The organism is Bacillus cereus group sp. N31, assembly GCF_016483245.1.
GTDB classification, from domain to species: Bacteria; Bacillota; Bacilli; order Bacillales; family Bacillaceae_G; genus Bacillus_A; species Bacillus_A toyonensis.
Genome location: NZ_JAEHCH010000019.1, coordinates 44,793 through 63,196 on the forward strand (window position 1 = coordinate 44,793; position 18,404 = coordinate 63,196).

The following is an 18,404-nucleotide window of genomic DNA, read 5'->3' on the forward strand; positions in this document are numbered from 1 at the left end:
AACGTGAGTATAAATGTAAACTATAAGGAGTGAACAAGTGTGGTGAAAACAAGGAAATTAGCCTTCTAAAATAAAAATGAAATTTTAGGAGGCAAATGAAATGAAGTTTCATGTAATTGACAGAGAAAATTGGAATAGAGAGCAGTATTTTGAACATTATTTAAAATTAAAGTGTTCGTTTAGTATGACAGCGAATGTTGATATTACGATGATGCTAGAGAAAATACATCAAAAGGAAATAAAATTTTATCCGACTTTTATTTATATAATTTCTAGAATGATAAATAATCATAAAGAATTTCGGACATGTTTTAATGATGAAGGAGTTTTAGGGTATTGGGAGGAAATGATACCTAGTTATACAATCTTTCATAAAGATGATAAATCTTTTTCAAGTATATGGACGGATTATTCTAGTGATTTCCACATTTTCTATAAAAACTATGAAGAGGATATGAAATGTTTTGCTAATGTTCATGGTCTCTTCCCGAAAGAAAATATTCCGCCAAATGTTTATCCGATTTCTGGGATACCTTGGACTAGTTTTACAGGATTTAATTTAAATATTAATAATGATGGTGATTTTCTATTACCAATTATAACTTGCGGAAAATATTTCAATGATGGAAGCAAGGTAATGCTACCTTTTTCATTGCAAGTACATCATGCGGTTTGTGATGGATATCATGCGAGTCGTTTTATAGAGGATTTACAGGAACTAGTTAATACATGTAACGAGTGGCTTTAAGTAATATCTAATTTTTAATTATATAAAATTAAAAATGAATAAGCGTAAAATAAAAAGAAGAGAACATGTGTATATTACGTATTCTCTTCTTTTTATTCATTCATACTAAGTAACAGTGGAAAATATAGGTTGATTTGTAGTTTAATAGTAAAGAGAGTGATTGATTTTAATTCTCTTTATTTTCTAACTATATAGATCGCAAAAGTTATGAGATTGTAACGATGAAGGGGAAAACAAAAATGACAATAATATCTATAGAAAAAGCTACAATTTTAGATGCTGAAAAGTTAACAGAAATAATGAAAAGAACATTTGACGAAGAAGCGAAGCGGTGGTTATGCGGCCAAGATGATGTAATTGATTATAACATTCAACCACCAGGATATTCTTCAGTTGAAATGATGACATATTCAATTGAAGAATTGGATTCTTACAAAGTGATAATGGATGAAAAAATAATCGGGGGAATTATAGTTACGATCTCTGGTAAATCGTACGGAAGAATCGATCGTATTTTTGTAGAGCCTTTTCTTCAAGGAAAAGGAATTGGATCAAGGATTATTAAGTTAATAGAAGAAAAATTTCCGAACATAAGGATTTGGGATCTTGAAACATCTAGTAGACAAGTTAATAATCATCATTTTTATAAAAAAATGGGCTATGAAATCATTTTTAAATCTGAAGATGAGTATTGCTATGTAAAAAGAAAAAATGTAGGTGCAGGTGAAGAGAACTTAATTAAAAATAAAGATATGAAAAATGGTCAATACGAAAACTGTAATTTGGTTCATACAGAATATTATCAAGTAAATTTAAAAAATAGTGCATTTGTTGGTAGTAATATAATGCATTTGAATATGAGTAATTGTAATGTAAGTCAATCAAAGTTTAGGAATATAAACTTTAGAAGCTCTTCATATGCAGATTTAAATCTTTCTAGTAGTACATTTAATTTGGTGACATTAGGTGGAGTGCAATTCAAAAATACAAGTCTTGGAGATGAGAAGGAACCTCTTTCATTTGAAAACTGTGATTTGGAGGGTAGTACAATACATAATAGTAACCTGAAAAATATTGAAATAGTAAATTGTGATGTAACTGGTATGAAGATAAACGGTATTCCAATAGAGAATTTGCTTGAGTTATATAATAAGGTGAAAATTTAAAGCATTTCGGTTGTTAGGATAAGAAGTTTGGAAATTAAGTGTTATACCGAAATAATTATGTAAAAATAACATAAAGAAATACAGGTCGGGAATGATTTAATATAGGTTTCTAGAATGATAAATATAATGCTATTTATATGGAGGGGGAGGAATATGGAAATCAACATACGAGCAGTAGAAATACAAGATGCTAGAGCAATTCATCGTATATGTATACAGGATGAGGTTTTACCTTATATGGTTTTCTTACCTAGCATGCGTGTAGACGCTATGGAAAATAGAATTCGAAACTTAGCACCAAATCAATTTGAATTTGTTGCAGAGTATGACGGGGAAGTAGTAGGGTTTATTGGCTTAACACAAAGTCCGGGACGAAGATCTCATTCAGGCGATTTATTTATTGGGGTAGACAGTGAATATCATAATAAAGGTATTGGCAAAGCACTTCTTACAAAAATGCTTGATTTAGCTGATAATTGGTTAATGTTAGAAAGAGTTGAACTTGGTGTATTAGAAACGAATCCGAAAGCAAAAGATCTATATGGAAAATTTGGGTTTGTAGTAGAAGGGGTAAAGGTAGGGAATTTAAAGGCTCACGGAAAGTTTATAAATGAAATTATGATGAGTCGTTTTAGACCTGATGGTTTAATTGTACATAATTAATATGTAAAAGCATGACAAATCAATGTCATGCTTTTTAATTGTCATTTGCGATTCGCTAGTTTCGGTTGTAATAAAAATAATGTTAATCCAATGAAAATAATTGAAATTCCAAGTGCTTGTTGTAAAGTAATGGTTTCACTCAAAATAAAATATGCTAGAACACAAGTACCAATTGTTTCACCTAAAATACTCATTGAAATAACAGTAGCGCTCATCCATTTTAATAACCAATTGAATATCGTTTGTCCTAAAATCGTTGCAATGAAAGCTAGTCCAATAAAGGACAACCAAGTTTGTGTAGCGTAATGAATGAAAGATTGTTGCTGTATATAAGCAAATATACCGAGAAAACATGCGCTACTTCCATAACTAATTACCGAATATGGTATAAGAGATAAATCTTTACGAATGTGTTGACTAATGAAAAAGTAAGCTGTAATAATGCCGGCCGCCATAAATGCTAAAATATCTCCGTATAAAGCGTCGCCACTAATTTGGAAATCTTGCCAACCGATGATGCTACTTCCTGAAATGGCAATGAAGCAACCGATAACCGCTCCTTTCGTAAATCTCTCTTTAAATAAAAAGTAACCACCAATCATTGAAAATAAAGGTTGTAACGTTACGATAACTGTAGAACTTGCTACGGAAGTATATCGTAAGGATTCAAACCATAGTACATAATGTGCAGCTAAAAATAGCCCGGATAGAAATCCGAATCCCCATTGTTTTTTCGATAATGTTTTTAGTTCGTTTCGATTCCTTTTATTAAATAGTAATAATGGTAACAGAATTACTGTAGCAAATAATAATCGATAAAAAGCAATAATTGCCGCAGGAGCATCTGCCAATTTCACAAAAATTGCTGAAGTTGATAAGGCGAATACACCGAAAAATAAGATGAAATATGAAAAAATAGGTGATTTCAAAGTCTGTCCCTCCGATAGAATGTTTATTATAATATATTTAATGCGATATAATGCACAAAGGTAAGTATATAAGTCTTGGAGACGATAGAAAAGAATTATTTGCCCTTGTTTAGTAAGTCAGCACAAAGGGAATGAATCATACATTATGATGGACGAAAGGGAGTAGTTATTTTGATTCACTATCGACTTGGACAAACCGTTTTAAGTTATCGTAAGAAAAATAATATGACAATTCGTGAGTTTGCTGAGTATGCAGGGATTAGTACGTCACTGATTAGCCAAATTGAAAGAGGTCATGCTAATCCTTCTTTAAATGTATTGGAATTAATTGCGAAAGCATTAAATGTGCCGCTATTTACACTTTTTATTAATGATATTGATACAGACTCACTCATTTCTAAGAAAAAAGATCGAAAAAAAGTATATCGGGAAAATAATGATCACATTGTATATGATGTATTAACACCTGATTTTATGAAAGCACGTATTGAAATGTTAATGATGGATTTAAATAAAAAAGCAAACACAACGGAAAGTCACTATTCACATGAAGATAAGGAAGAGATTGCGGTTGTCATGAAAGGAGAAGTGTATGTGGAATTAGAAGGAAAAGAATATTTTTTAGAAGAAGGTGATGTTGTACGTATCCCACCAAACGTGAAGCATCGATTTTTGAATAAAAGTGATGAATCGAATCACATTTTATTTGTATTAACGCCATCTTTAGGATGAATATAAAGTGAGTTTTATTATGGGGGATAGAAAATGGAAAATAAAAGTGTGTTAAAAGGCGGCCTTTCAATTATTTCTCAATGCAAAAAACAAACAAAGGATATTTGGCATGCACATTACGGGGCAGCTGCAATTGCTAGTTATTTTTTCATGAAGGATAATAATATTGAAGAAGAGATAGCTCGTAATATGCATTCTCATACAAAAATGATGCTGAACAAGAAAAACTTAGATGAAATCATCGATAGTAAAGAAGAAATTGATTTTCAAAGTGCTGAAAAAAAGATAATAAAATCATTGGAATATACAATTGATGAACTTCATTGGGTGGGGCATAACGTCATTTATGCGGCATTAAGTTTATTAGCTATGAAAGAGCTACAAAAATGGGGAAATAATCAAGCGATAGAAGGGATAACTGATCTTATATTATCATTTCAAAAAACAATTCCCGGTAGATCGTGGATTGGTTTTACGACGACAGAAGTTAAACAATTAAGTATATATGACGAGATACAAAGTGAATTAAGAAATCCAAAACAATTATCTAAGTTTATTTTAAATGAACTATCGGAGTTTAAGGTTATTTATAGAGCAGAATCACATCATGATTTAATTGGCCATATGCTTACTTTTTCCCACGCAATTAATATAATGTATGATTTAGGACATAAAGATGTATTTCAACGAGGGATACGTCCGCTTTTAAAACTAGTATACGTACTGCGTGCTAGTAAAAAACTTATGCTGAATACTGAAATAAATCTACATTCTCCTATAGATCATTTGCCTTTAATTGAATCTAAACGTGCTCACGTATTACCAACTGAAAATCAATTTTGGCTAAAGGACTATAGTGAATTTGATTGGGATTTTGGACATGTTTTCAAATTCTCATATAGTTATTTTGATCATATAAAGAGAGCTCCGGAATATAAAGGTATAACCTTAGAACAATTCCGGTATGTTATTCATTCGTAATGAATTTTAATAATCTGTAAAAAGGGAGGATATAAGTTTCTTTTTTTGTTAGTAGTATATTGTTTTTTCAAATATGTAAGATTTTACATGCGTATTTTACTTTTACTAATTATGTAAGTAGGCTATACTAAATAACATACATTTTATGTTTGGAGAGAAGTAAATCGACATGGAACTAGTAAAATTGGAAAAGGTAATTGAAATAAAAAAAGAAGAACTTTTATATTTAGTATCGGATTATGGAATTCAACATGAAAAAGTACTGGCATTAAGTCAAGAAATAGACAAACTGATCAATTACTTTATGTTTTTAAAATAGAGAGAACTATGACGTGATTTGTAAATGTTATAGTTCTTTTTTATATATTCATTTACAATGATGGTTATGTACGGATTAAATGTATATAAATGTATGTATATAGTGTCAAATTTTTTACAGAATGCGCAAGCCGCTAGTCGAATGTAAGGAGTATTGGGTATAATAATAAAGGAATGATTAATTGTATCGGTTAGGAGCGCAGTACATATGAAAACAGTTGTTGTTATCGGTGGAGGTATAACGGGACTTTCTACTATGTTTTATTTAGAAAAATTAAAAAAGGATTATAATATCGATTTACATTTAATCCTTGTCGAGAAAGAAGAGTCTTTAGGTGGTAAAATCCATAGTGTTGAAGAACAGGATTTTATTATGGAATCAGGAGCGGATTCTATCGTTGCTCGCAATGAACATGTTATGCCGCTTGTAAAAGATTTAAACTTAGAAGAAGAAATGGTATATAACGAAACGGGTATTTCATACATATATTCTGATAATATTTTACACCCAATTCCTTCTGACAGTATATTTGGTATTCCGATGAGTGTCGAGTCGTTGTTTAGCAGTACGCTAGTCTCAACGAAAGGGAAAATTGTTGCTTTAAAAGATTTCATAACGAAAAATAAAGAGTTTACGAAAGATACATCACTTGCTCTATTTTTAGAAAGCTTTTTAGGAAAAGAGTTAGTGGAAAGACAAATTGCGCCGGTACTTTCAGGCGTGTATTCTGGTAAATTGAATGAGCTTACAATGGCATCAACATTACCGTATTTACTTGATTATAAAAATAAATATGGAAGTATTATTAAAGGATTTGAAGAGAATAAAAAGCAATTTCAATCAGCAGGAAATAAAAAGTTTGTATCATTTAAAAGTGGACTATCTACGATAATTAATCGCTTAGAAGACAAGTTAACTGAAACTGTCATAAAAAAAGGTGCTGTAACGACGGCTGTAAGTAAACGAGGAAATCAATATGAGATTTCTATTGCTAATCAGGAATCAATCCAAGCTGATTATGTTGTTTTAGCAGCTCCGCATGATATAGCACAAACTTTATTACAATCTAATGAGTTAAACGAGCATTTTAATAAATTTAAAAATTCATCACTTATTAGTATTTATTTAGGTTTTGACATTCCAGATGAACAACTACCGGCGGACGGTACAGGGTTTATCGTAACAGAAAACAGTGATTTACATTGTGATGCTTGTACATGGACAAGCCGGAAGTGGAAACATACATCGGGTACACAAAAGCTATTAGTAAGAATGTTTTATAAGAGTACCAATCCGATATATGAAACGATCAAAAATTATAGTGAAGAAGAATTAGTACGAGTCGCTTTATATGATATTGAAAAGAGTCTTGGAATTAAAGGTGAACCAGAAGTAGTTGAAGTTACAAATTGGAAAGATTTAATGCCGAAATATCATTTAGAACATAATCAAGCGGTTCAAGCATTAAATGAAAAATTGACTGCTCTATATCCTAATGTATATTTAGCTGGCGCTTCATATTACGGTGTTGGAATTGGTGCATGTATTGGAAACGGGAAGAATACGGCCAAAGAAATAATGACTACATTAAGTGAAGAGTTAAAATAATAATATAGAATACATATGTAAAAACTGTCCCTTCAGTCTACTGGAGGGACAGTTTTTTATTTATTTCACTTGAATGGAAACTTTTTTAGTTCTTCCATTATTCTCTTTTATTGTTAATGTAATATTTCCAGACTCTTTAAATGAGTATGGTGAGAGTTGATAAATTTCTTTTATGTTGTGTTTTTCTTTTAGTTTATTTGTGGATATTGATACTATACTTGCCCTCCAAAATTCTTGTTTGCCTGAAGGATAATCTATGAATATTTCTGGATTTTTAAACTGTAGTGTTTCCCAAGAGGCGAAATACAGTTCAACTTCTACATCTTTTTTCGGTAAGCTCTCTGAGAAATAACCGAACTCGCCCACATTACCGAAAACGGTGTAGTTTTGGTTATGTAATTTAATATCTAAATAACTAGGTTGATATGTTGCTGCGTGATAGATTCCATATGAAAGAGAGAGTGTGGCAGCGATTAATATACCAATTGAAAATGCCTTAAAGCTATCTCCTTTAAAGTTAGTCATCATGAATGAGTTTGGTGTGAATTTTTTTGCGAATAAAAAAATAAGCAAAATGAGTAAGAGGACTAAGCTGATGAATATATACATAGAATTTTTACACCTCCATAATAGAATGGAATATTTTCTATATTTTAACATTAATGTATGAATTAGTCTGTTGTTTTAGAATGGAAATTATTCTTATAATGAGCGAGCAGATGTATCTGGAGGGGTATTAGTATTATGTAAAGCGAAATAAGCAAAATATAAATTACATTATATGACCACGGCCGTAATCAACAAGTAAGAAGGTATACTCTTACTTGTTATAGAATAAAAAGGAAAAGAGTCATTAGAAATATTTGATTAGTGGGACATTGAGGACTTGCCTAATTATGAATATTTTTTCTGCTATAATAAATTAGTAGAGAGAAAGGAGTGATCCTGTGGTATTTCCTATATTAGAAACAGAGCGCTTGCGTTTAGTTGAAATAGAACAATCTTATTGTCAAAAAATATATGAAATCTTTTCATTGGATGAAGTTACATGTTATTACGGTATGAATTCTTTTACGGAATTTGGCCAAGCTTCACGTATGATTGAATCTTTTTCGAAAAATTACTTTGAGAAAAAGGCAATACGTTGGGGGATTGTGTTAAAAGAAACAAACACTTTAATTGGGACAATTGGGTTGAATAATTTACAATTATGGAGTAAACGATCTGAAATAGGGTATGATTTGCATCCGCGTTATTGGGGGCAGGGATATGCTTCGGAAGCAGCCGGGGAAATCATTCATTATGGATTTCAAGATTTAGGTTTATATAGAATTGGAGCTATTACATATCCTGAAAACGTTACTTCTTGTAAAATGCTATCTAAAATAGGTTTTCAAAAGGAAGGTTTGTTACGCGGCTATATTCATCAAGGAAATAAACAACATGATGCATTGTTATATTCTATAGTGCGAACAGATGTAGAGGACTTAAATATTTAATAAAAAACCCCTCTTATTAAAAGAGGGGTTAAGTAAAATTAACCTAACTTAGGTAATAAACGTTCTCCGCTTTTCATGCTACTTTTACATAAAGGGCATTTAGGTTCTTCTTCAAATGAAAAGTTCTTTCTCATCCATCCTAAACAATCCTCTGATTCACATTCCCAAACAGGTGTTTGTTCTGGTGGTACTTCTGCTACATCGTTCTTTCGATTGCGATACATGTAACCACTCCTTTTATGTAAAAAATTTTAGTTATATATTAAAAAGGTTGTTAACCGAGCTGGTAACAACCTTTTTATTGTTTGAATTATAGCTTTACAACGTTTTTAGCTTGAGGTCCACGGTTACCGTCTTCAACTTCGAAGCTAACTTCTTGACCTTCGTCAAGAGACTTGAAGCCGTCGCCAGTGATAGCTGAGAAGTGAACGAATACGTCGTTACCGTCTGCAACTTCGATGAAACCGAAACCTTTTTCGCTGTTAAACCATTTTACTTTACCTGTTAATGTCATGGTAATGCCTCCTAAAATTTAAAAAGATTACAATATGATCGGCCTTATTTGAATGAAAATAAAAGTTCACATATTATCAAAAACCCATAAGGAGTACGAAATGGTCCTGATTGATACTTGATAATATGCAAAGAAAATATATTGTTAAATTGACCTTAATTACTATCTTACAACAAATGGTGTGAAATAGCAAGTGCTGGTAATACCAGTGAGTAATTTGGGCGATAATGGTAAAACGCACAAAGACATCTCTTTTATTTATATATTATTCCTAATCTGAATGTATTCCAAACAGAAATCATTTATATAAAAAAGTATGTTTAAAGGAAACGGTATATTTTTTAAGAATAAAGATGATTACAATAATTAGGAGGATGAATATTGCAAAATAAACAATTTAAAATAATCGAAGCAGCAAAAGAAGGAAGAAGGAAAGTTCACCCTGTCTTTGCTGTTATACTTGCAATTGTATTTTTAACTTTAGGTGAATTGTTTATGTTATTTATGCTGTTTTTACCGAAAACAGAAACAACTTTTATGAAGGCAATTTATAGCAATATTGAGATGATATTAACGTTTGGCGGGGCTATATTTTTTGTGTTTTTATGGATTAAATTTGTAGAGAAAAGGTCATTTTCATCTATTGGTTTTTGGAATGAGCAATGGATGAGAAAGTATTTGAGAGGGGCACTAATAGGGTTTATTTTCATTTCGATACCAGTAATTTCACTCATATTAACAGGAAATGTAAAACTACAAATGCAAGAAATTACGATGACAGTTATATTTGGTATTGTAGGATCTTTAGTCGCATTTTTAATACAAGGGGCCACTGAAGAAATTGTTGTAAGAGGTTGGTTATTCCCAGTTCTTTCTGTTAGAAGCCGTATATGGATTGGAATTGTTGTGACGTCCTTTTTATTTGGTTTTCTTCATTTGCTTAATCCAGGAATTACAATTCTTTCAATATCGAATATAATATTAGTTGGCGTATTTGCAGCTTTTTACGTTTTAAAGGACAGTAGTCTTTGGGGGATTTGTGCATGGCATTCCATTTGGAATTGGGCACAATATAACGTTTATGGCTTTGCCGTTAGTGGAATGACGATATATTCAACACCACTATTTAAACCTGTAAAAAATGGCAATGAAGTCCTTCATGGAGGCTCATTTGGGATTGAAGGTAGTATTATTACAACAATAATGCTTTCTATCGCTTCAATTGTTTTATGGAGACAGTTATGGGGGAGAAGAGCGAAACAACGAGATTTTAGTTAATGAAAGTGGGAGAAACTATGGGGATTATAGCGTTTGAGGGAGCGAGTGCTGTTGGGAAAAGTACAACATGCCGTGAACTAGAAAACAATTATGGAGCCTTCATTATACCTGAAGTGAATTTTTTATTTGAAAGACCAAAAAATGAACATAGAACATGGTATTTTGAAAAACAAGTAGAGCGCTGGAATATGGCAGTGCAAAAATCGCAGCAATATGAATTAGTAATACTTGATGGGGATATATATCAGCCACTTAGTTATAATTGGTGTTTTCATTTTGATATATTTAATCAGCCTTTATCTTTAATAGAAAACTTTTATAAAGAAAAGATGATAAATAGGGAAATTGGTTTTCCAGATCAATATTTTTATTTGTACACGAATGATGAAGAACTTAGAAAACGAAAAGAATTTGATGAGACGAGAAGCAGAAGAAACTTTGAAAAACATTTACATATATCAAAATCGTTGCAGTGTTATTATGAAAATTTAAATACCGTCACAGACGGGTACTGTAAATTGATTGAAGCAAAAAGTATAAAGTCGAATGAATTAGAAATTGTGAAAAGTTTAAACAGCTTAAACGTATGTGAAGATAGACGTTTTGATGTTTCGAGGTTAGATGCTATTACGGAGTGGTTAAAAGAAAATCGTGCATAAAGTAAAAACAACGAGTGTTGTAGAAGGCGCTCGTTGTTTTTTGTTTCCATATAAATATAAAGGGAAATTTTGTAGAATATTTTTGGTTTTTGACGGAATAATCTTTCAATTTTACAAAAAAAGAAATACAATATAAGGAAATATATATAAATAATATGGTAGGGGATGGGATGAACTATTTTGAATGAAGGAACTGTTTTATATAAGAAATAATGAGGTAGTAAGAACAGAGATATTTGGGAGGAAATAAGCGAGATGAAAACACTATTTAAAATAATCGGTATTATAGCTGGTATGGCAGTAATCGGAGTAGGTTTAACATATGGTATGCTTTATTATTTGAATAATAGTAAACCAGTTGCGAAAAAGTCAACGCCAGCAGCTCCGGCAGTAGAAGTGCTAGCTGATAGTAATGTAAAAGCCGAAGATGCGAAGCTTTTAGAAAATGGCAATCATTCATTACCTAATAGTGGTTTTAATAAAAATTTTAAATGGACAGATGAGAACATACAGACAGCGTTACATGAAATGGCACACCAAAAAACGAAAGCTGAACAAAAATGGGGCTATATTTTTATCACACAAGAACGTATTGAAAGTTTACTTGAAATTATAAATAGTAATGATGTTGCACAAAAAAATACATATGTGGATATTTTAGAACGATGGAAACAAGGGAAATATGAAAAGGTTGATGTGGATCATAATAAAATTTGGAAATTGCAAAGTGGGAATTTAGGAGAAGGAAAAGGAATAATGTCGCAAGCTGAACAAAAAGAATTAATTAATCAAGTGTTTATGCAAAAAGGTACATATTCAGGTAGTAAATTAATTGCAGGTGGGGGACAGGCTAATAAATAATATACTTATCAATGAAAAAGAGTAAGTGCTTTTTAGGCAGTTACTCTTTTTTTGTGCACATTTTTAATAATTTAGCCTCGCTCTAGTAAGGAAAGAAACGACTGTAGTACCGGGGAAATCCATCTAGATTTATGATAGATTACATGACTTTGAATAACGGCTGGAGTTTCGATAGGTTGAAAACGTATTTGTTCCTTTTGACAATTCTCTTGTACAACGATATAAGGAAGAATTGAAATTCCTAACTCACACATAACAGCTTGTTTAATGACTTCAACATTAGAAGTTTCAAATGTTTTTTCTAGAATATTTCCGCTTTGACGCAAAAAACGATCGACCATTGGCCGATAACCGCAGCTTTGTTCTGTAAAAATAAACTGAGTATCCTGTAATAAACGAAATGGGTTTTCCTGTACGGGGGAATGAATAGGTAAAATCCATCCGAATGTTTCATTACAAAAAGTACGTATAATAAAATCGTTATGTGCTATACTTTCACCAATTAAGAAGATAACATCTGTTTCTCCTTCATGTAGCTTTTTCATTGCATGTTCATTTGTAGTAGTCTCAAGAACGATATTTACTTTCGGATTTTGCTGTTTGTAAGTACGTAATAATTGTGGTAAACGGTACACTGCTAACGATTCGTTAGATGTAATACTTAACGTCCCTTCCAAATAATCATTATTTTGAGGGATTTCTTGTGCTTTTTCATAAATAGCAAGTAATTCTAATGCATAAGGATGAAATTGATGACCTGCTTTTGTAAGAAGTACTTTTTTCCCTAATCGATCGAAAAGAGGGATATGTAAGTCGTTTTCTAATGCTTTTATATGCCCTGTAACAGTAGATTGCGCATAACCTAATGCAAGAGCAGCTTTAGAAAAACCGCCATGCTTAACAATGGCACAAAATGTTTTAACATGTCTCATTTCCATAAGTGACCCCTCTTTTAATATCATGATTTGTGAATGATTATATCATGTATTTCAATTTTTCAAATGATTAAATTTCTTTTAATATTATGTTGTGGGGAAATTCATGTAAGCAGTATTGGAGGAGAAAAAATGAGTAAAAAGAGCTATCATGTAGCTGTTGTTGGAGCTACAGGTGCAGTAGGTCAGAAAATTATTGAACTGTTAGAACAAGAAACAAAGTTTAATATAGCTGAAGTTACATTCCTTTCGTCAAAACGATCTGCTGGTAAGAAAGTACAATTTAAAGGGCGAAAGATTACAATACAAGAGGCAAAAACAACTAGTTTTGAAAGTGTAGATATTGCCTTTTTCAGTGCTGGAGGAGAAGTGTCTAGACAATTTGTAAATCACGCAGTTTCTTGTGGCGCAATCGTAATTGATAACACAAGTGAGTACCGAATGGTGCACGATGTACCGCTCGTTGTTCCAGAGGTTAATTCACACACTTTAAAGGAGCATAACGGTATTATTGCAGTTCCGAATTGTTCAGCATTACAGATGGTAACAGCTCTTCAGCCAATCCGAAAATCATTCGGTTTAGAACGAATTATCGTTTCCACTTATCAAGCTGTATCAGGTTCTGGAATTCATGCGATTCATGAATTAAAAGAACAAGCTAAGTCGATGCTTACAGGTGAAGAAGTGGAGAGTGCTATATTACCAGTGAAAAAAGATAAAAAGCATTATCCAATTGCGTTTAATGTACTGCCTCAAGTAGATATATTCACTGATAATGATTTCACTTTTGAAGAAGTAAAGATGATTCAAGAGACGAAGAAAATTTTAGAAGACCCAAACCTGAAAATGGCAGCTACTTGTGTACGTGTTCCAGTTGTATCAGGTCATTCAGAATCAGTTTATATAGAACTTGAAAAAGAAACAACTGTTACAGAAATTAAAGAAGTACTGCTCGATGCACCAGGTGTTATTTTACAAGATAACCCTAGTGAACAGCTGTATCCAATGCCATTATATGCAGAAGGGAAAATAGATACGTTTGTCGGAAGAATTAGGAAAGACCCTGATACGCCAAAAGGATTCCATCTTTGGATCGTTTCCGATAATTTGTTAAAAGGTGCGGCTTGGAATTCAGTTCAAATCGCAGAGACGTTGGTGGAAAAGGGAATCATTTAGTATAGAGATACACATTTATTATAAGAACTAGGAAACTATTGATTGTAAAAGTATCCTAGTTCTTATTTTAGTGAGAATTTAAAATAAATTAGTTTTTATAGTGTTTTTATAAATATCCATTAGTTTTGTAAAGAATGTACTGTTATTTTTAGTTGCTCAATAAATTCTCGAGTTGCAGCGCACATATATTTATCTTTTCTATAAATCAGTCCTATATCTATAGTTGGAGTAGGATCTTCTATTTTAATAGCTTGAATGTTTTCGTTTTGCAAAAAGTCTATATAAGGTTTGGGTAACACTGTAATTCCCATACCTTTTGAAACCATTTGAATTAAAGATTCCATCGTACTAATTTCTAAAATTGGTTTTGGTTTGAAGCTAAAGTTTTGACAATAGGTCGTAAGTAGTTCTGTTAAATAAAAGTTTTTTGGTAGAAGGATTAAAGGGTAGTTCTGTAATTCTTTAATAGACACGTGATCAAGCTCACTTAAAGGATGACCGATTGGAATAACTAATGTAAGTTCACTTTTATATAGCGGGATAGAAACAATTTCTTTATCTTGTACCGGGAGAAATGTAATACCAATATCTAATTCGTTTTGTAACAATTTTTCGCGAATTTCTCCTGTGCGAAGTCCTAACACAGAAAGCTCAATGTTTGGATAAAGATTATTGAAGTGTAAAAGGGTTGGCGGTAGTAAATAATTTACAACGGTTAACAATGAGCCGATTGTTAAGGATCCGTACTGTAATCCATTTAAGTCCTGGATAGCAGAACGGGCTTGTTCGACTTCATGAAAAATGGTTTTACTATGTGATAATAAAATCTTTCCTGCTTCAGTTAAAGATATCTTTTTACCAATTCGATCGAAAAGTGGCATTCCTACTTCATGTTCTAACGCACGTATTTGTTGACTTAGTGAAGGTTGGGAAATGTTTAATTTTTCGGCTGCCTTTGTGAAATGCAATTCTTTCGAAACAGCTAAAAAGTATTCTAATTGTCGTAATTCGATTGGAATCACCTCAAATTTAATCATAGGATATACCTATCATTATTATATGAATAATTGAATTGAACAATGGTTTTGTGCGATTTATAATCACTTTATTAGAAATAGATTGATGATAAAGATTAGATGAGGTGAAGAGGAATTGTTGAAATCGAGCGTATTACCAGGCAGTTATTCAAAAGTACTTCAAAAAAGGTATGAGGAGGCTGTACCGACAGGAATATATCATTTAACACCTTTATATGTAAAAAAAGCTAGCGGAGCGATCATTACAGATGTAGATGGGAATCAGTTTATTGATTTTGCTGGTGGTATTGGAATGCAAAATGTTGGTCATTGTCATCCGAAAGTTGTAAGAGCGGTACAAGAACAAGCAAAGTCATTTATTCATCCTTGTTTTCATGTAACTCCATATGAAAACTATATTGCTTTAGCAGAGAAAATTAATGAAAAAATACCAGGAACAAGTAAGAAAAAAACGATGTTTGCAAATAGTGGTGCGGAAGCGATTGAAAATGCTGTAAAAATCGCACGTAAAGTAACAGGGAGAAGTAAAGTAATCTCGTTTGAACGAGGATTTCATGGGAGAACATTAATGACGATGTCTTTATCAACGAAAGAAACCCCATATAAAGCAGGATTTGGCCCGTTCGTTTCAGACATGCATATATTGTCGTATCCGTACTATTACAGAGCTGCAGAAGGAGTTTCTTCTGAAGAAGTGGATTCTCAAGTCATCTATCAGTTTGAAAAATTTTTAGAGGAAGTATCACCTGAAAAAGTAGCGGCAATCGTAATGGAACCAGTACAAGGAGAAGGGGGATTTATTGTTCCTTCCATTTTATTTGTAAAACGAATCCGGGAAATTTGTGATCAATATGGAATTTTAATGATCATGGATGAAGTGCAAACTGGATTTGGCAGAACTGGAAAATGGTTTGCAACGGAACATTTTAATATAGAACCTGACATTATTACATTATCAAAATCAATAGCTGGAGGCTTACCATTAAGTGCGATTGTTGGGCGCGCTGAGTTTATGGATGTTCCTGGAAGGGGTCAAATCGGTGGGACCTTTGCAGGAAGTCCGTTATCATGCGCAGCCGGTCTTGCTGTATTTGAAATTATGGAAGAAGAAAATCTAGTTGAAAGAGCTCAACAAATTGGAAATAGAATAATGTCACATTTACATGCAATGCAATTAAAATACGAAGTCATAGGTGACGTTCGTGGAATTGGTGCAATGGTTGCAATGGAACTTGTAACGGATCGTATAACAAAAGAACCAGCAAAAGAACTAACAGTACAATTAATTGATGAATTCTGGAAGAATGGGCTTATAAGTATTGGGGCAGGGATATTTGATAATGTACTACGTTTTTTACCGCCTCTTGTTATTTCAAATGAAGAAATTGATAAAGGTTTTGAAATAATAAATCAATCTTTTAAAAAATTGTGCGGAAAGTGAGAGAGGCAATTATGATGAATAAATTATATGAGGTACTATCACTAAATATAGGATTCCCAAAAGAAGTTATGTATGGAGGAAAATTAATTCATACGGGTATAAATAAAACGAAAACAAAGGAACCTATATATTTATCATTTTTAAAATTTAAAGGTGATGGTCAGGCGGATTTAGTTCATCATGGAGGGGTGGATAAAGCGGTTTGTGTGTATTCGGGTGAACATTATAGTTATTGGGAAGAAACATTGAATCAAGACCTTGAATATGGAGCATTCGGAGAAAATATAACAGTAAGTGGTATGCGTGAAGAGGATGTTTGTATCGGTGATACGTTTGAGCTCGGAGAAGCGATAGTACAAGTAACGCAACCAAGGCAACCTTGTTTTAAGTTAGCTAAGAAATACAATATTCCAAAGTTACCACTGTATTTTCAAGAAACAGGATATACAGGATTTTATTTTCGTGTATTAAAAGAAGGGTGGGTATCGCCAGTTGATACGTTAAAGTTGCTGAAGTCTGATCCAATAAGTATTACAGTAGCGTTTGCTAATCGTATTATGCATAAGGAAAAACAAAATATAGAAGGGATAAAGAGAATTTTAGAAGTACATGCACTTTCTACTAGTTGGAGAAAGACATTTGAAAAGCGACTGAGGGGAGAAGAAATAAATACGAAGGAGAGGCTTGAAGGAATAAAAGAATAAAAAAATATTTTTATAAATAGTGCATTTCTATTAGTAAAAACTAACTAGAAAGCACTGTTTTTATATAATAACCTTATTAATATACAAAAATCTTAATATTGTTTTATTCGACTTTTTTCTAATTGTGAAAACATAAAATTAATTGGATTATTTTTTTATATTTTATGATAGTATATTGATTTGTAAGACCTATTATTTTAAGGTCAGGTCATATAACCATATATAATTTTATGGAATTGAAGTATGGAGGGACAACATGGGGAATGTTGAAAAATTTGTAAATCTTCTAATAGAAGAACCGAAAAGAGAGCAGTTATTTCCTTTATTTGAAGAAGTGTTTGGTATTGAAAGTCAAACATTACGTGATTTTACGGAGAAAGGATATTGGGATTATACATATAAAGCTTTATCATTTTTACAAGATAACAAAGTGATTGCGAATGTTGCTGCATTTTCACTTCCGCTTTTAATGAATGGTGAAAAAATAAATGCAGTGGGTATTCAATCGGTAATGACACATCCGAATCATCGTCGACAAGGGTTAATGAAACAATTGTTTAGTAAGATGATAGAAGAAATTGATGAGCAATGTGAGTGTGCGCTTTTATTTACTGAAAATCCAGAACTATATAAACCATTTGGTTTTCAAATTGTGCAAGAATATTTGATGAAAGTATCATACGAAAACAAGAGTGATAAAGATTCTCAACTTAAAAAGTTAGATTTTTATAATGAAGAGGATAGACAATTAATACATGAGATGATTGAAAATGGCCAAAGGCTTTCTAATACATTTTCAACGTTAAATTACCGCTCTTCGTTTTATTTAAATATGTATGATTCAACATGGAATGAAAACCTATATTATTCAGAGAAATTAGATACGTTGATTGTTTTTACAATAGAAAATCAAAAACTAAAATTATATGGAGTGTTTGCTCCGGTACTTCCGATTTTAGATGAATTATGTGAGGAAATCTCTGGGGAATTTAAGGAGATTGAATTTTATTTTTGCCCAGATCAATTAGGAATTGATGATGTACAATATACAGAATTACAGACTAGTAAGTATTTAATGGTTCGAAGTAATAAGGAATTAGATTTTAAAGGTTATAAATTCCCGGTGTTAACCGAGTTTTAAATATTAATTTAAT

General features: G+C 32.0%; 21 protein-coding genes. 15 read left to right on the plus strand and 6 right to left on the minus strand.

Translation table 11 applies throughout. From position 1 onward, the window contains the following. Positions 1–100: 100 nt before the first annotated feature. The 3 genes from catA (at position 101) to JDS81_RS20990 (ending at position 2,577) form a co-directional block, all read left to right on the plus strand. The gene (catA, locus tag JDS81_RS20980) at positions 101–748 is read left to right on the plus strand and encodes a type A chloramphenicol O-acetyltransferase (RefSeq protein ID WP_000668562.1); all 648 of its coding nucleotides are present in this window, start codon (positions 101–103) and stop codon (positions 746–748) included. A 221-nt stretch (positions 749–969) separates the two neighbouring features. Continuing rightward, positions 970–1,914: a GNAT family N-acetyltransferase gene (locus tag JDS81_RS20985; RefSeq protein WP_141499412.1), complete on the plus strand. Its 945-nt coding sequence runs from the start codon at positions 970–972 to the stop codon at positions 1,912–1,914. 153 nt (positions 1,915–2,067) lie between these two features. After that, positions 2,068–2,577 (plus strand): GNAT family N-acetyltransferase, encoded by a 510-nt coding sequence (locus tag JDS81_RS20990; RefSeq protein ID WP_097954979.1) that lies wholly within the window; start codon positions 2,068–2,070, stop codon positions 2,575–2,577. Between the two features lie 41 nt (positions 2,578–2,618). On the opposite strand, the gene JDS81_RS20995 is transcribed toward JDS81_RS20990, so the two are convergent. Next, the gene (locus JDS81_RS20995) at positions 2,619–3,506 is read right to left on the minus strand and encodes a DMT family transporter (RefSeq protein ID WP_097954978.1); all 888 of its coding nucleotides are present in this window, start codon (positions 3,504–3,506) and stop codon (positions 2,619–2,621) included. 171 nt (positions 3,507–3,677) lie between these two features. On the opposite strand from JDS81_RS20995, the gene JDS81_RS21000 reads away from it, so the two are divergent. The 4 genes from JDS81_RS21000 to JDS81_RS21015 all read left to right on the plus strand — a co-directional run bounded on the left by JDS81_RS21000 (position 3,678) and on the right by JDS81_RS21015 (position 7,146). Beyond that, positions 3,678–4,238 carry a helix-turn-helix domain-containing protein gene (locus JDS81_RS21000; RefSeq protein WP_000582249.1) on the plus strand — a complete coding sequence of 187 codons (561 nt, stop codon included), beginning with the start codon at positions 3,678–3,680 and terminating at the stop codon, positions 4,236–4,238. Between the two features lie 33 nt (positions 4,239–4,271). Further along, positions 4,272–5,219 carry a hypothetical protein gene (locus JDS81_RS21005; RefSeq protein ID WP_097954976.1) on the plus strand — a complete coding sequence of 316 codons (948 nt, stop codon included), beginning with the start codon at positions 4,272–4,274 and terminating at the stop codon, positions 5,217–5,219. A 169-nt stretch (positions 5,220–5,388) separates the two neighbouring features. Continuing rightward, entirely contained in the window at positions 5,389–5,538 is a 150-nt protein-coding gene (locus tag JDS81_RS21010; RefSeq protein WP_000424361.1) for an aspartyl-phosphate phosphatase Spo0E family protein, read from the plus strand. A 207-nt stretch (positions 5,539–5,745) separates the two neighbouring features. After that, positions 5,746–7,146: a protoporphyrinogen oxidase gene (locus JDS81_RS21015; protein ID WP_097954974.1), complete on the plus strand. Its 1,401-nt coding sequence runs from the start codon at positions 5,746–5,748 to the stop codon at positions 7,144–7,146. A gap of 60 nt (positions 7,147–7,206) precedes the next feature. Here the strand turns inward: JDS81_RS21015 and JDS81_RS21020 are convergent, their stop codons facing one another. Continuing rightward, a complete protein-coding gene (locus JDS81_RS21020; protein WP_097954973.1) occupies positions 7,207–7,755 on the minus strand; it encodes a hypothetical protein in 549 nt (182 codons plus the stop codon). Between the two features lie 338 nt (positions 7,756–8,093). Here JDS81_RS21020 and JDS81_RS21025 point away from each other — a divergent pair, with 338 nt between their 5' ends. After that, on the plus strand, positions 8,094–8,645 hold the full coding sequence (locus JDS81_RS21025; RefSeq protein WP_000231762.1) for a GNAT family N-acetyltransferase: 552 nt from the start codon (positions 8,094–8,096) through the stop codon (positions 8,643–8,645). Positions 8,646–8,683: 38 nt separating this feature from the next. Here the strand turns inward: JDS81_RS21025 and JDS81_RS21030 are convergent, their stop codons facing one another. Both JDS81_RS21030 and cspD read right to left on the minus strand, forming a co-directional pair. Beyond that, positions 8,684–8,869: a cold-shock protein gene (locus JDS81_RS21030; protein WP_000286203.1), complete on the minus strand. Its 186-nt coding sequence runs from the start codon at positions 8,867–8,869 to the stop codon at positions 8,684–8,686. Between the two features lie 86 nt (positions 8,870–8,955). After that, the gene (gene cspD, locus JDS81_RS21035; RefSeq protein WP_000176365.1) at positions 8,956–9,159 is read right to left on the minus strand and encodes a cold-shock protein CspD; all 204 of its coding nucleotides are present in this window, start codon (positions 9,157–9,159) and stop codon (positions 8,956–8,958) included. Between the two features lie 381 nt (positions 9,160–9,540). On the opposite strand from cspD, the gene JDS81_RS21040 reads away from it, so the two are divergent. The 3 genes from JDS81_RS21040 to JDS81_RS21050 all read left to right on the plus strand — a co-directional run bounded on the left by JDS81_RS21040 (position 9,541) and on the right by JDS81_RS21050 (position 11,957). Further along, positions 9,541–10,437, plus strand: a complete 897-nt coding sequence (locus JDS81_RS21040; protein WP_097954971.1) for a CPBP family intramembrane glutamic endopeptidase — start codon at positions 9,541–9,543, stop codon at positions 10,435–10,437. Further along, positions 10,437–11,096, plus strand: a complete 660-nt coding sequence (locus JDS81_RS21045; protein ID WP_141499413.1) for an AAA family ATPase — start codon at positions 10,437–10,439, stop codon at positions 11,094–11,096. The genes JDS81_RS21040 and JDS81_RS21045 overlap by 1 nt, the downstream gene beginning before the upstream one ends. 255 nt (positions 11,097–11,351) lie before the next feature. Further along, positions 11,352–11,957, plus strand: a complete 606-nt coding sequence (locus JDS81_RS21050; RefSeq protein ID WP_000853589.1) for a PRK06770 family protein — start codon at positions 11,352–11,354, stop codon at positions 11,955–11,957. A gap of 71 nt (positions 11,958–12,028) precedes the next feature. On the opposite strand, the gene JDS81_RS21055 is transcribed toward JDS81_RS21050, so the two are convergent. Beyond that, positions 12,029–12,919 (minus strand): LysR family transcriptional regulator, encoded by an 891-nt coding sequence (locus JDS81_RS21055; RefSeq protein WP_173781512.1) that lies wholly within the window; start codon positions 12,917–12,919, stop codon positions 12,029–12,031. 105 nt (positions 12,920–13,024) lie between these two features. On the opposite strand from JDS81_RS21055, the gene JDS81_RS21060 reads away from it, so the two are divergent. After that, complete coding sequence (locus JDS81_RS21060; protein WP_097954970.1) at positions 13,025–14,068, plus strand: aspartate-semialdehyde dehydrogenase; 1,044 nt, start codon at positions 13,025–13,027, stop codon at positions 14,066–14,068. 119 nt (positions 14,069–14,187) lie between these two features. Here JDS81_RS21060 and JDS81_RS21065 read toward each other — a convergent pair whose 3' ends face one another. Next, positions 14,188–15,090, minus strand: a complete 903-nt coding sequence (locus tag JDS81_RS21065) for a LysR family transcriptional regulator (protein ID WP_080119771.1) — start codon at positions 15,088–15,090, stop codon at positions 14,188–14,190. 130 nt (positions 15,091–15,220) lie between these two features. Between JDS81_RS21065 and gabT the strand changes: the two genes are divergently transcribed. The 3 genes from gabT to JDS81_RS21080 all read left to right on the plus strand — a co-directional run bounded on the left by gabT (position 15,221) and on the right by JDS81_RS21080 (position 18,391). After that, complete coding sequence (gene gabT, locus JDS81_RS21070) at positions 15,221–16,546, plus strand: 4-aminobutyrate--2-oxoglutarate transaminase (RefSeq protein ID WP_097954968.1); 1,326 nt, start codon at positions 15,221–15,223, stop codon at positions 16,544–16,546. 11 nt (positions 16,547–16,557) lie between these two features. Next, positions 16,558–17,250 (plus strand): MOSC domain-containing protein, encoded by a 693-nt coding sequence (locus JDS81_RS21075; protein WP_002038647.1) that lies wholly within the window; start codon positions 16,558–16,560, stop codon positions 17,248–17,250. Between the two features lie 256 nt (positions 17,251–17,506). After that, positions 17,507–18,391 (plus strand): GNAT family N-acetyltransferase, encoded by an 885-nt coding sequence (locus tag JDS81_RS21080; RefSeq protein WP_097954967.1) that lies wholly within the window; start codon positions 17,507–17,509, stop codon positions 18,389–18,391. Positions 18,392–18,404: the final 13 nt, after the last annotated feature.